The 14794-nt window shown below is 47.7% G+C and carries 10 protein-coding genes; all 10 read left to right on the top strand.

The window, feature by feature from the left end:
- The first annotated feature begins 154 nt into the window (after positions 1–154).
- The 10 genes from MHH46_RS30210 (at position 155) to MHH46_RS30165 (ending at position 13500) form a co-directional block, all read left to right on the top strand.
- The gene (locus tag MHH46_RS30210) at positions 155–2167 is read left to right on the top strand and encodes a methyl-accepting chemotaxis protein (protein ID WP_405132545.1); all 2013 of its coding nucleotides are present in this window, start codon (positions 155–157) and stop codon (positions 2165–2167) included.
- A gap of 103 nt (positions 2168–2270) precedes the next feature.
- A complete protein-coding gene (locus MHH46_RS30205; RefSeq protein WP_076123976.1) occupies positions 2271–3083 on the top strand; it encodes a uroporphyrinogen-III synthase in 813 nt (270 codons plus the stop codon).
- 205 nt (positions 3084–3288) lie between these two features.
- Complete coding sequence (locus MHH46_RS30200) at positions 3289–3927, top strand: ThuA domain-containing protein (RefSeq protein WP_076123974.1); 639 nt, start codon at positions 3289–3291, stop codon at positions 3925–3927.
- A gap of 98 nt (positions 3928–4025) precedes the next feature.
- Positions 4026–4373, top strand: coding sequence for a phasin family protein (locus MHH46_RS30195; RefSeq protein WP_036681962.1), 348 nt, complete (start codon positions 4026–4028; stop codon positions 4371–4373).
- Positions 4374–6041: an AarF/ABC1/UbiB kinase family protein gene (locus MHH46_RS30190; protein ID WP_076123972.1), complete on the top strand. Its 1668-nt coding sequence runs from the start codon at positions 4374–4376 to the stop codon at positions 6039–6041.
- A 390-nt stretch (positions 6042–6431) separates the two neighbouring features.
- Positions 6432–8231 (top strand): DEAD/DEAH box helicase, encoded by a 1800-nt coding sequence (locus MHH46_RS30185; protein WP_081383618.1) that lies wholly within the window; start codon positions 6432–6434, stop codon positions 8229–8231.
- Between the two features lie 200 nt (positions 8232–8431).
- A complete protein-coding gene (locus MHH46_RS30180) occupies positions 8432–9298 on the top strand; it encodes a D-alanyl-D-alanine carboxypeptidase family protein (protein ID WP_076179201.1) in 867 nt (288 codons plus the stop codon).
- Between the two features lie 141 nt (positions 9299–9439).
- Positions 9440–9916: a glutathione peroxidase gene (locus MHH46_RS30175; protein WP_036681956.1), complete on the top strand. Its 477-nt coding sequence runs from the start codon at positions 9440–9442 to the stop codon at positions 9914–9916.
- 249 nt (positions 9917–10165) lie between these two features.
- Entirely contained in the window at positions 10166–11800 is a 1635-nt protein-coding gene (locus MHH46_RS30170; protein ID WP_076191749.1) for a formate--tetrahydrofolate ligase, read from the top strand.
- A 335-nt stretch (positions 11801–12135) separates the two neighbouring features.
- The gene (locus tag MHH46_RS30165; RefSeq protein WP_038573671.1) at positions 12136–13500 is read left to right on the top strand and encodes an FAD-dependent oxidoreductase; all 1365 of its coding nucleotides are present in this window, start codon (positions 12136–12138) and stop codon (positions 13498–13500) included.
- The last annotated feature ends 1294 nt before the right edge of the window (positions 13501–14794 follow it).

Here is a 14794-nt window from a genome sequence, read left to right as displayed (position 1 = left end):
GCGGCCTTTTTTGTTGCATTTATATGACAATTCTCAAAAAAAATGAGAAAAACAAAGAAAGATAGGAGGAAAATCGGTTCCTAAAACAGATTTTAAATTATATATTAAGTCTGGTAAATGTATCCTTGCCTAAGACTCAGATGAGAGAGAGATGATGACGTCTATGAAAAAAAATGCGGGTATGACTATCCGTACCAAGTTAATTCTTACATACCTAATAATACTGCTGCTGCCCAGTATTATAATAGGCTGGCGAACCTATCAAGCTGCCAGCCAGGAAGTGGAAGATCAACTGGTGAACAATGCTACCGAAAGTGTGTTGGCCGTAAATGAAATCATTAACTCTAATATTCAATCCAAAATAGATGCGATTTCTTATTTTGCCGCGGAGTTTTCATCTGAGGGGATCAACAGTGAGGGATCTGGGGGGACTTCCTCTGCTGTAAAAGCCAGACTGAAGGAATATGTGGCGCTGCATCCGGATGTACTGGACATTTATGTGGGTACAAGCAACGGCAAGGCTATTCATGCTTTAGATGCTAAGCTGCCAGAGGGTTATGATCCAAGGCAGGAAAGCGCCTATATTAATTCTCTGAAGCAAGGAAAAGGGGCAGTGATTTCTCCGGCTTTTCAAACCGTAAATAAGGAAACCGCGATTGCGATATCAACGGTTCTTAAGGGCGGTGATGGGGTGATCACAATGAATCTTAACCTGTCTACTTTAGGGGAGCTGACCTCAATTAAGGTAGGCAAGGAAGGTTATATCCTCATCGTTGATAACAGCAAGAAGTTTCTAGTTCATCCTACAGAAGCTATCGGGCAGGAATCGTCTGATGATTTTGTTAAGAAAATGTTCGAGAAAGAACAAGGGGTCTTCGATTATGTCTTCAAGGATACGTCCAAAAAGATGACCTTTATGGTCAATGAACTGACGGGTTGGAGAATCGGAGGTACGATCAGCATTGACGAGGTTAACTCAGCAACTAGTGGAATCCGCGATACAGCTCTGCTTGTTATTGTAGTTTCCGTTCTGCTTGCGCTGGTTGTGATTTATTTTAATATTCAATCGATTTTGAGACCGCTTTTCCGGCTGCGGAAAGCAACTGCGGTGATAGCCAAAGGTGATCTGTCGGAAGACATGGGTGTTTTCCGTAAAGATGAAATAGGGCTGCTGGCAGAGAATTTTCAATTAATGGTGATCAGCTTGCGCGAGATGATCATTGGCGTGCAGGAGATGACAAGCAATGTCTCCTCCTCAGCGGAAGAACTGACGGCTAGTGCGGATCAGACTGCCCAAACGATTGAGCAGGTGACCATAGCGATTCAGGACGTAGCGGCAGGGACGGAGCGGCAGGTGGTTAGTGTACGAAAAGGAATGGAGAGCACTGCCGCTACAGCTAGCGAGGTCGAGCAGATTTCCACATATATGGAGCAAGTATCCACAATGATGGACAAGACTTCACTCTCAGCATCAGAAGGCAATGATTCGGTTATCAGCGTGGTGGACAAAATTAATGGTATCCATGAAACGGTCGGAGAACTGGGCAGTGTAATTGACAAGCTGAATGAAAGAACCAGTCAAATCGAGGGCATTGTTGGTGTCATCACCGGGATTGCCCGCCAGACCAACCTGCTGGCCCTCAATGCTTCCATTGAGGCAGCCAGAGCCGGGGAACAAGGGCGTGGATTTGCGGTGGTTGCTGCCGAGGTGCGTAAGCTGGCAGAGGAATCAGAGAGATCCGCACATTTGATTGCCGAACAGATTACCGCTATTAATAGTGAAATGCTGCTGGTAACTCATACGATGGAAGACACCAGACAGCGCGTATCCGAAGGCATTGAGGCTGTGGATACTTCCGGACGTTCTTTCTCCCGTATCCGAAGAGCAGTAAAGAGTGCCGCGGAGAAGATTGAAGCCATGGGCGGGGTTGTGCAGACTTTATTGGTGGAATCTAATGATATGGAGAAGGCTATTGGGGAAATTCGCGGCATATCGGAAGAGGCGGCTGTGAATACAGAAACTATCGCAACTGCCGCACAAGAGCAGCTTGCTTCTGTAGAGGAGATGGCATCCTCGTCTACCGACCTTAGCCGTCTTGCAGAAGAACTGCAGAAGCTGGCGAGCCGCTTTAAGATAAACGCTTCTGGTAATAAGAATGATTTCTGATAGGAGAACCGTGCTTTTTATCTTCCCTTTTGAACTCCTTTGCAAGTATACTGATAAACAATAATGTTGGGTTAGGCAATGGAGAGAGGAGAGATAATAGGAAATGGCAGAGCAATTAAAAGGGATCACTGTCGCCTTGGCGGGTCCACGCAAATCGGAAGAAATGGCCAAGCTGGTTCAGAATATGGGGGGGACGGCAGTAGGCCGGCCTGCTCAAGGGACTGTATTTCTTGATGACGAGGCCTTGCAGGAAGGTTTGAATGCATGGATCAATCAGCCTCCCTACTTGGCGATCCTGACTACAGGGATGGGACTTGATGCTCTCTTCGATATGGCTGAGCGAATGGGGATCGAAGAACGTTTCTTAGAAGTACTTTCTGGTTCTATTATTGCCGCACGGGGTTATAAGACAGTGAATGCTTTGAAAAAAAGAGGACTTACGCCGGAGGTTCGTGACGACGACGGAAGTACAATCGGATTGATTCGTGGGCTTCAATCCCTGAATTTGCAAGGGAAAGAAGTCGTTCTTCAGCTGCACGGCGATCCAGCTCCTCATATGCTTGCATGGCTGCAGGAGGCTGGGGCTACTACCCGCCAAGTGCTGCCGTATCGCCATACCCCACCTGAGCCGGGCGAACTGGAAAGATTGCTTCTAGAAATCATATCAGGCAAAATTGATGCCGTGGCTTTTACGAGTGCACCACAGTTTCGTTTCCTCTGTCAATTTGCCCGGGAACAGGGAAAGCTGGAAGAAATGCTGAAGTCTTTCGAGGATAAAGTGCTTGCTGTTTCTGTAGGACGGATTACCTCTGAGGCGCTTAAAGAAGAGGGCGTACAGCGTATCATTATGCCTGAGCATGAACGGATGGGAAGCATGATTGTAGAGCTAGGCAAATATGTGGCGGCGAATCGCTAAGTCACAAGTTGCGTCAGCTTTACACGAATGACGTTATCGCACAGAAGCATTCCCGCCTGTTATCATGGCCGGGGATGCTTTTTTACCCGGAAAAATAAGCCCAAAGAGCAATATACCTGCCATCTGCATGGACATTCGCGGCAGTTTTCCTTAGAATATAGGCAACATGTGACGAATAATAACAACGAATAAGGAGGAGGATCCCATGGACAAGAGAAAATGTCTATTACTTGGTGATTACACCCATCCCCGGTTTCATCCACTTCAAGGAGTGGACCAACAAATTAGTGAGATCTTAAATGATTTATTAACCGTGCAATGTTCAGAAAATAAAAAATTAATGCGCATTGAGCATTTAGCAAGTTATGACCTATGTATTGCTTACAATGAATTGTGGAACGAAACAGTCTCCCCTCAACAAACGGCTGGTTTGCTCAGCTATGTAAGTGGAGGAGGCGGACTCATTGTTCTTCATACGGGAGCTTCGCTGACGAAACGTAACGAGCTTGCACAGCTAATCGGGGGTCGATTTAACGGACACACAGCTTACGAACCCCTGAACTTCAAAGTGCTAGAGCATGACATCACCGAAGGTGTGGAAGATTTCCAATTGGATGAGGAGCCCTATCATTTTGAATTTGACCCGTTCACAGAACGGACTATTCTGCTTCAATATGAATCTGAGGGGCAATGGATTCCAGCTGCATGGTGCCATAGCTATGGTTTAGGACGAGTAGTATTCCTTATGCCTGGTCATCATGAACCTTCCTTCCGTCATCCGGCACTACGTAAACTAATTCTACAGGCGGCTACTTGGGCTGCCCGTATTCCGGTCACTAACTAAGCAATGTTGTGTTTTTTTTGAAATACGTACACAGTGGGGTATACTTTAATCATAAACTCCGTTATGTAATGAAACGGAATCTTTGGGAGGAAAGTGCCATGAGTGATTTGTTTAAAAAAGCGATCTCTTTAGGAGTGGGCCTCACCATTGTCAGTAAGGAAAAAGTAGAGAAGGTTGTTGAAGAACTAGTGAAACGCGGGGAGCTTGCTCCTTCGGAATCTAGGGCTCTCGTCGATCGGCTAATTGAACGTGGTGAGGAAGAACGAGGCATGTTCAAATCTGCTGTACAAGAGCAAGTACAACGCGTGCTGAAGGAAATGAATGTGCCTGTACAAAACGATATTGCCGAGCTGGAAGGGCGAATTGCAGTATTGGAGCGCCGGTTGGCCGAGCTAGAGGGGATTTCCCATCTAGAGGGAACATCGGCGGAAACGCGTTCGGACTAAATGGCAGTACGCATTAGACATGCCGGACGTTACCGGGCAATCGCCATGGCGCTTATGCGCCATGGTTTTGGCTATATGGTGGAAGAGCTGGGGCTCTATCACTTACTATCCCTTCCACGTCGTCTTGTAACGCAGGAAGCACACACAAGCCTTACGCTTGGGGAGCGGATTCGGCTGGTGCTGGAGGATTTGGGTCCAACCTTTATTAAGCTGGGACAACTCGCCAGTACCCGTTCAGATCTGCTGCCTGATTCTATTATTCAGGAATTGGTAAAACTACAAGATAATGTGCCTCCTTTTCCTGTCGACCGCGTGCGCGCGATCATTGAGCAGGAACTGGATCAGCATATGGATGAAATCTTTAATTCTTTTGAGGATACGCCACTTGCTGCGGCATCCATCGGTCAGGTGCATAGGGCTGTGCTTCACAGTGGACAAGTCGTAGCTGTTAAAGTTCAACGTCCGGGTATTCTGCGAACGATGAGCAGGGATTTGGAAATCCTCAAAGATTTAAGCACGCTTGCTGAAAAGCGGCTCGCTTGGGCGAGGCAATATCAGCTGTGCCGTATGGTAGAGGAGTTCTCGAAATCGCTGCTTGGCGAGCTGGATTACAGCCAAGAGGGGCGTAATGCAGAGAAAATCGATCAGCAGATGGATTATGAGGGAGTGTACATCCCGGATATCTATTGGGACTATACGTCAACACGAGTGCTGACGATGGAATATGTGGTAGGGACAACGCTGAGTCGTCGCGATGAGTTGCTGAGTAAAGGCGTTAAGCTTAAAGCCATTGCTCAGCAACTTGTGGAAATGATGCTTAGACAAATCTTCATTCATGGTTTTTTCCATGCTGATCCTCATCCGGGCAATGTTATACGGATGGGTGATGGAAAGCTGGCTTTGATTGATTTTGGCATGATGGGTCGGCTGAATGAGGAGATGAAGGAGCAGCTGTCTGCACTTATTATCGCTCTGATGCGCAAAAATACGGATGCGATGGTCCGGGCAATTTTGCGTCTTGGAGTCATTCCTGAGGATGCTGATCGAAGTGCGCTGCATGATGATATGGATCGGCTGCGGGATGAATATTATGATGTTCCATTTAGCAAAATGAGTATAGGCAAAGCCCTGAATGATCTGTTCGGCATAGCGCGAAAACACCGTCTAGTGCTGCCGCCGGATTTGACGATGTTAGGGAAGACAATGCTCACGCTGGAGGGAGTCATCAGCAACTTAGATCCAACCATCAGTATTTTGGAGATGGCGGAACCCTTTGGGCGGGAACTTGTGAAGCAGCGCTTTAGCGGCAGTCGATTGCAGCGTAAGTTCCTGGGAGGCGTAGCCGACTTAACAGAGAGTCTGCTGGAGCTTCCTGGGCAGGCTAAGCAGTTATCCGCGCTGATCAGTAAGGGAAAGATAAAGGTGGAGATTGTGGCACCTGAGATGCAGAATCTGGAGCGTAAGCTGGACCGGGTAGGTAACCGTTTAGCATTCAGTATTGTGATGCTCGCGTTTAGCATCATCATGACAGGACTCATTATTGGTACTGCGATGCGTGGACAGCCTTCAGTGTTATGGAATTTCCCTACAGTGGAGGTTGGCAGCGTAGTGGCTCTTCTGATGTTCTTGTGGCTGATCTATGCGATTTTTAAATCGGGAAGGTTCTAGCTTAAGGGATTTGAATAATTATTCTTCAGCAGTTTCACACAAATGCCTTTCTATCAAGTACAATATAAAAGATAACTTTCTAAGCTTAACTTTACTTCTATTGTATAAAGTGGAATGGAACGCAAATGGAGTGCCGTCTTAACGTCCGGTGGATCGCTGCTGCCCAGAAACCGAACTTTGACCGCACTCTTTTAACGGGTCAAGGGATACATGGGACGGAAGGATGCCGGTGACGGTGTTCTTCCGCTTTTGTTTGAATATAGCTGAATCTGAAGCATATGCCCCAGAACAGGACAGCCTATGCAGGCTGCCTCATACAGGGCTTTTGAAGACGGAAGTTAAGAAAGAGATGTAATCAAATTAAACCGAGAAAATAGTGAGGTGGAGAATTTGCCGGGATTTAAAGATTTAGGAGTTTCAGAATTACTGTGTACATTGCTTCAAAGTCAAGGCATTGTTAAGCCTACGCCAGTGCAACAGGAAGCCATTCCGCCATTGGTGCAGGGCTTGGACGTAATAGCTAGAGCGAAGACAGGTACAGGGAAGACTTTGGCCTTTTTGCTGCCAATTATGGACAAGATCCATACGGAGCGGGCTTACCCTCAGGCGCTGATTATGGCTCCAACACGTGAGCTGGCTTTGCAAATTACAGAAGAGGCACGCAAGCTGGCGCGTCACACGGATATCAAAATATTGGCGGTTTACGGGGGTCAGGATGTAGAGAAGCAACTGCGCAAGCTGGAAGGCGGCAGACATCTTATCATCGGTACCCCGGGCAGACTTTTGGATCATATGCGCCGGGAGACGCTGGATCTTAGCGGCGTAAAAATGCTCGTTCTGGATGAAGCCGATCAAATGCTGCACATGGGCTTCTTGGAGGATGTTGAGACCATCATTACGGCTGTCCCTTATCGTCGTCAGACTATGTTGTTCTCCGCGACAATGCCTGATCCGATTAAACGTCTCGCTGCTAATTACATGAAAGAGCCACTGGATATCATCATTAAGAGTGGTTCGCCGATTCCGCTGGATAATATCAAACAGCAAGTAGTGGAATGCTCGGACCGTAATAAAGAAGAAGCGCTCAAATCCCTCATTGAACGGGATCGTCCTTACTTGGCTATTATTTTCTGCCGGACGAAACGACGGGTATCCAATTTGAACGAAGCGCTGCAAGCAGCCGGTTATGAATGTGACGAGCTGCACGGTGATTTGTCCCAAGGTAAACGTGAAGGCGTGATGAAAAGATTCCGTGATGCGAAGCTGCAGCTGCTTGTAGCGACAGACGTAGCAGCTCGGGGTCTGGATGTTGAAGGTATTACTCACATCTTTAACTATGATATGCCGCTTGATGTGGATAGCTATATTCACCGGATCGGCCGGACTGGCCGTGCTGGAGGCAAAGGGCTTGCAATAACTTTCGTATCTCCACGTGATCAAGAGGGTCTGGATTTGATCGAGCATGGCATCTCGCAGCGGCTGGATCGCCGCCGTTACGAGAAGGATGAATTCGGCGTTGGCGAATTCATCCCTGTGCAAGGCGGCGGACGCCACGGCGGTCGCCAAAGCGGCGGCGCTGAGGCAGCGCGCACGGGCCGCGGGCCGAAGACCGGCGGCTCTGGCCGCGGCGGAGCTCCGCGCGGCGAAGGCGGAGCGCGGCAAGGTGGCCGTGGCCGCGGTAAAGAAGCAGGCGGCTGGGGCGCGCCTGCAGAAGGTCGCCGCGGTCGTTCCGATGCGGCGGCGGGCAAGCGTGGCGGCAGCGGCTATGACGCTGCTGCTCCTAAGGGCGGCGGCAAGGCTGCCGGCGTAGTGCGAGTAGGCGGCGGCTATGGCGCCTTCGCCTCCCGAGGCGAAGCGTCTGCCAGCGGTAACGCGGCAACGCCTAGCGCCGGTTCGCGCGGTGCGAACCGGAAGGGCGGACCAAGCACTGGCTACAGTGAGAACGTAGCTAGAGGTGCGGACGGCGGTGCATACACTGGAGGCACTCCACGTGGCGGCTTAGGCAGCGGTTACGGTGCAGGCCCGTCTAGAGGCGGCAAAGGTGGTAAAGGCAGCAAAGGTGGATACGCCGGTGCCAAGGGTGGCGCTGCTGGCAAAGGCGGCCGCAACAGCGGCGGCGGATCTTCACGCGGTGGCCGTAGCAATGGATCCGGTGGCTTTAAAAGCGGCGGTCGCGGCACTTCCAGATAAAGTTAGTAGAGTTTTATAGATGAAACTTGTTACCATAGGGTAGTTAGCGCTGAAGCTAATGACCTATGGTAACCTTTATTTTATAGCGTGGAACATATTGATTTTTATATTAAAAATAGGTTCTTAGTGAAACATTTATGAAGGAAAGCCTGTCTAATAGATAAATAGAATGTTCGGCTTCGAGGAGGAAGAACTTACAGATGTCAAAAAAATTTAAAATTATAATCTTGTTAATTGTCGTTATTGCTGTCGGTTGGGGAATAGGAAAGTACACGTCTCCTTCTGCTTCGGAGAGTAACGGTTCAAATATAAATGTGGGGGATAATCTTCAAGGTGAGCCTGGGGAGACGGGGGAAAGTGATGGAGGGGGGATTACAGACCCGGCAGTAGCTGATCCATCGGATACACCAGATCCATCAGAACCCTCTAGTCCGCCTGAATCAGGCGGTGATAATGCAGGTAGTGTTCCAGATCCTATATCTGCAGAGCCTGATAGTATTACAGTGATGGTAAATAAGCAGTATGGTTTGCCTGATAATTATAAACCAACGGATCTTGTCTATCCTGATGTCCGGTTTACCTTCAAAGAGAAAATCGAAAAGCGTATGATGCGCAGCGAAGCCGCTAAAGCCTTGGAGAAGATGTTCGCAGGTGCAGAGGAAGACGGAATTTATTTAGCAGGCGTTTCTGCCTACCGCTCACAGGCAACCCAGACGACTTTGTATAACCGTTATGTGGAGAGAGATGGGGAAGAAAAAGCCCGTACTTACAGTGCAGTCCCTGGCTATAGCGAGCATCAGACCGGGCTGGCTATTGATGTCTCGGGAAGTGATGGCAAGTGTGCCGCTGAGAGCTGTTTTGGTGGGACGAAGGAAGCCGAGTGGTTGGCCAAGCATGTAGGGGAATATGGTTTTATCATCAGATATCCTGAAGGTAAGCAAGACATTACCGGATATAAGTACGAGCCTTGGCATATCCGTTATGTAGGTAAGGACATTGCTGCCTATATCAATGAGAAGGATATTACGTTGGAAGAATATTATGACGCAATTCCGGTATCGAAATAACACAGACGCAGAGAGCAGTCCTATGAAATTTGTAGGGCTGCTTTTTCTATGGCTATAAAAAGAGTTCAGAAGTTGCATTCCCTTACAGTTCGGGTAAGATACGTAGTGTAGTCTAAGTAAAAGGAAAGAAGGGGAATAAAGATGTCGATCTACAATTTTGCCGGCGTTACACCTTCGGGTAAAGAAGTGCCGTTTGCGGAGTATGAAGGTAAGGTGCTGCTGATTGCTAATACGGCTAGTAAGTGCGGACTTACGCCACAGTATGGAGATCTTCAGAAACTATACGAACAGTATAGCGATCAAGGACTTGTAGTATTAGGATTCCCCTGCAACCAGTTTGCGGGCCAGGAGCCAGGTACGAGTGAAGAGGCTGAGGAATTCTGTCAGATTAATTATGGAGTTACCTTTCCGGTATTCGCCAAAGTTGATGTTAATGGACCGGATGCCAGCCCGCTTTTCAATTATTTGAAGGAGCAGCAGCCTGGTGCTGGGGACAGCAGCGACATTAGCTGGAATTTCACGAAATTTCTAATTGATCGCAGCGGCAATGTAGTGGCTCGTGTGGAGCCCAAAGAATCGCCGGAAACGATGAAACAACATATTGAGTCACTACTGTAGATCCATAATGGGGTCAGTTGCAGAGTGATCTTCCAAGTATCCCCTCGACTCGGTTTCGACCGATGCTCGCGGGGATTTTCTTTTTTTTAAAGGATTAATGGAGATTGCCTTGAATTTTTATTGTGATAAATTATACTTGACGCTTTAAAAAGACGATGTATCCTTTGAAGAGAATATAGCAACTGTGCGAACATGCATAAAAAAGCGGAGTACAGCAGGATAATAACGGCAGGAGGGTTTTATACAAGCATGAAGTTAATTACAGAGGTAGCAGCACAAGCAGGAATCGACGAGCAGCATCTGGAACTATACGGCAAATATAAAAGCAAACTCTCACCTTCCTTATGGGAGGATATGAAAAACAAGCCAGATGGCAAGCTGGTTCTGGTCACTGCGGTGAATCCGACCCCTGCTGGAGAGGGTAAGACCTTAACAACCATCGGGTTGGCGCAGGCAATGAATGCAGCAGGTGTGAAGACTGTGGCTGCTTTACGTGAGCCCTCGCTTGGGCCTTGCTTAGGGATGAAGGGCGGTGCAACAGGCGGCGGGAAGTCGCAGATTGTTCCGGCTGATGAGATTAATTTGCACTTTACCGGTGACATTCATGCGGTAACTTCTGCGCATAATTTATTGTCCGCAATGATTGACAATCATATCTTCCAAGGCAATGAGCTGGGACTGGATCCGCAGCGTATCGTTTGGAAACGTGTCATGGATATGAACGACCGCAGCCTGCGCAGTATTGTGACTGGGCTCGGGGACGGAAATGGAGCGGTACGGGAAAGTGGCTTTCAGATTACAACGGCTTCTGAGATTATGGCTGTGTTATGCTTATGCGATAACCTTATTGATCTCAAGAAGCGTTTAAACCGTATTCTGATTGGATATGACCAAGAGGGACAACCGGTAACAGCCGAGCAAATCGGGGCCGTTGAAGCGATGACAGCGCTGCTTAAGGAAGCAGTTAAGCCAAACTTGGTACAGACTCTGGAAGGTACGCCTGTTATTGTACACGGGGGGCCGTTTGCGAATATCGCTCATGGCTGCAGCAGTGTTATTGGCACTCGTTATGCCCTTAAGCTGGGAGATGTTGTGGTCACCGAAGCAGGCTTCGGAGCGGATCTTGGTGCAGAGAAATTCATGGATATCAAATGCCAACAGGCCGGGTTAAACCCTTCTGCTGCTGTTCTTGTCGTAACTGTTAAGTCCTTAAAATATAACGGTGGTGTGCCTAAAGGTGAGCTTCTAACCGAGAATCGGACGGCGCTTCGCGCGGGATTGGTGAACTTAGAACGTCATGTAGAGAATCTCGGTAAATATGGAGTCCCTGTTTTAGTTGCCATAAATCATTTTGAAGGGGACAGTGAGGGCGAGATTAATGATGTATTGGAGGCCTGCCGCAATTTAAACGTGCCAGCTGCGATCTCAAAAGTATGGGCGGAAGGTAGTGCAGGTGGACAGGAATTGGCTTCTGAACTGAACAAGCTCTTGGACAATAGTGGCCCGAGCCAGTTTGCTCCTCTGTATGAGAAGGATCTCGACATTTCATCCAAAATCAACAAAATTGTCCGTGAGATCTACCGCGGGGCAGAAGTGAACTTTTCTCCGGCGGCTAAGCGGAGTCTGGCGGTTATCGAGCGGCTTGGGCTAAATGATCTTCAAGTATGTTTGGCGAAGACGCCTTATTCCTTCTCCGACCAGCCTAGACTCCTCGGAGCACCGGAAGGCTTTACGATTGGTGTCCGAGATATTACCCTTTCGCTTGGTGCAGGTTTTGCGGTAGTTATTACAGGCAACATCGTTACGATGCCAGGTCTGCCAGCTAAGCCAGCCGCTGAGGGACTATGGATGGATGAGGACGGAGAGATTCACGGTTTGGTGTAAAAGTGTTTTAATAAAAGGCTTCTCCTTGTTGGTATTAGAGGGGAGGCCTTTTTTTATGCTTCCTTTGGATTCCTGCAAATACGGATCATAATGTACCTCCCACGTGGCAAAGATAACGGAGTCGCATTCGGCAGCAGTGGCGGAAAAAAACTTAAAATTGTGAACAATATGAGGATATAGGTAAAAAAGACTTGTAATGTGATAAATATCACAATATAATCAGTTTATAAAGTGAAATCAATCACAACTAACCCATTGTTGATCAGATTCCATCATTGATCGGTCATGCAAGTCAAATATATAACCCGATTGTCCATTTGAAGGAGGAAGAAATAATGAAAGTAGCTGTCATTGGATGTACCCATGCCGGAACCGCCGCAATTGTGAATACTGCTCAGCTTTACCCGGATGCCGAGATTACTGTATATGAGCGTAATGATAATATTTCCTTCTTATCCTGTGGGATTGCCTTGTATGTAGGTGGAGTGGTTAAAGACCCAGAGGGGCTATTCTATTCTTCACCAGAAAAGCTTGCAGAGCTTGGCGTAAAGACCAATATGCGTCATGAAGTAACTGCAGTGGATACGAAGTCCAAAACATTGCGTGTACGCAATCTGGAGACAGGTCACGAGTTCGCTGACACCTACGATAAGCTGATTATGACTACAGGTTCATGGCCGATTGTGCCGAAGCTTGAAGGATTTGAACTCGAGGGGATTTTACTTTCCAAGAACTATGATCATTCCAACACTATTATAGAAAAAGCTAAACAAGCGAATAAAATCACCGTCGTCGGTGCTGGATATATCGGCGTTGAACTGGTGGAAGCTTTTCAAATGAATGGCAAGCAAGTTACGCTAATTGATGGTGAAGATCGCATTCTGAGTAAATATCTGGACCAGGAATTTACTGCACCGATCGAACAATCTTTTCAGGATCATGGGATTAAATTGGCACTGAATGAGAAGGTTAGCTCTTTTGCAGGCAAAGACGGTAAGGTAACAAAGGTTATTACAAGCAAAGGTGAGCATGAGACAGATCTGGTCATTCTCTGCATTGGTTTCCGTCCTAATACTGAACTCTTAAAAGGTCAAGTCGATATGCTGCCTAATGGTGCCATTGTAGTCAATAACTATATGCAGACTAGCTGCCCGGATGTATATGCCGCTGGCGACAGCTGTGCGATTCATTACAACCCTACAGGCAAACACGCCTATATCCCACTGGCAACCAATGCCGTACGGATGGGAACCTTAGTTGCGCGCAACTTGGTAACAGAGACCATTCCTTATATGGGTACACAAGGAACTTCGGGCATTAAGATTTATGAAGACAATATCGCTGCAACAGGGCTTACTGAAGAAGGAGCTAAGGCTGAAGGAATGGACGTAGAAACCGCCATGATTATTGATAACTACCGTCCAGAATTTATGCCCACCTTTGAGCAGGTTCAGTTAAAAGTAGTGTTTGATCGCGCCACACGCCGTATTCTCGGGGCTCAAATTATGTCCAAGATGGATCTGACGCAATCGATTAACACAGTGTCTGTATGTATTCAAAATCATATGACAATCGACCAACTAGCCTTTATCGATTTCTTCTTCCAACCGCATTACAACAAACCTTGGAACTTCCTGAATACAGTAGGTCTTCAAGCGCTGCCGACAACAGTACCAAGCAAAGAGGCTGTAACGGTTTAAAAAGGGACGTTGTTCCTGAGTGATTTATCGAAGAATAAGACAGCCTTGTAAAGCTAGAGAAGCAGTGATCCTCCTGTTACGGGAGGATCACTGCTTTTTTTTGTTAGGTGCAGAATGATTAGCTGCATGGGTAGGTGCAATCCAATGGCTTCGGTGATGGTAGCAAGCCAAATGTGCTCGAAAGTTACGACTAGGGTCAACTGTGTCCGATCGTGCTGAGTCATCGCCTTCTGCAGAAGCTTCCGGACTCAGGAGCTCTGTATAAGGTCAACTGAGTCCGATCGTGCTGAGTCATCGCCCTCCGCAGAAGCTTTCGGACTCAGAAGCCGCTAATTAGCAAATAATCGCCGTTTGAGCGTGGTTTCGGACTCCAATGCAGCTATTACATAGAATGAGTTACAACTAGTGTGTTTTTCGTGCTAATAGCGACCATGGGGTCCGATAGCGAGCCAAATTTGCTCAAAAGCTCTGTATAAGGTCATCTGAGTCCGATCGTGCTGAGTCATCGCCCTCCGCAGAAGCTTTCGGACTCAGAAGGCGCTATTTAGCAATTAATCACCTTTTGAGCGTGGTTTCGGACTCCAATGCAGCTATTGCATAGAATGGGGGACAACTAGTGTGTTTTTCGTGCCAATAGCGACTATAGGGTCCGATAGCGAGCCAAATGTGCTCAAAAGCTACGTATAAGGTCAACTGAGTCCGATCGTGCTGAGTTATCGCCCTCCGCAGAAGCTTTCGGACTCAGAAGGCGCTAATTAGCAAATAATCGCCGTTTGAGCGTGGTTTCGGACTCCAATGCAGCTATTACATAGAACGAGGTACAACTAGTGTGTTTTTGGTGCCAATAGCGACTATGGGGTCCGATGGCAAGCCAAATGTACTCAAAAGTTACGAATAGGGTCAACTGAGTCCGATCGTGCTGAGTCACCGCCCTCCGCAGAATTTATCGGACTCAGAAGCCGCTATATAGCAAATAATCGCCGTTTGAGCGTGATTTCGGACTCCAGTGCAGCTATTACATAGAATGAGGTACAACTAGTGTGTTTTTCGTGCTAATAGCGACCATGGGGTCCGATGACAAGCCAAATGTGCTCGAAAGTTGCGATTAGGGTCAATTGAGTCCGATCATGCTGAGAAACCGCCCACCTCAGAATTTTCCGGACTCAGAAGCCGCTATTTAGCAATTAATCGCCGTTTGAGCGTGATTTCGGACTCCAGTGCAGCTATTACATAGAACGAGTTAAAACTAGTGTGTTTTTGGTGCCAATAGCGACTATGGGGTCCGATAGCAAGC

Origin of the sequence: Paenibacillus sp. FSL H8-0175 (genome assembly GCF_045040615.1) — a bacterium.
Taxonomy (GTDB): domain Bacteria; phylum Bacillota; class Bacilli; order Paenibacillales; family Paenibacillaceae; genus Paenibacillus_AQ; species Paenibacillus_AQ odorifer.
Note: the sequence above shows the minus strand (reverse complement) of the source record. Positions and strands in the feature narration are given on the sequence as shown.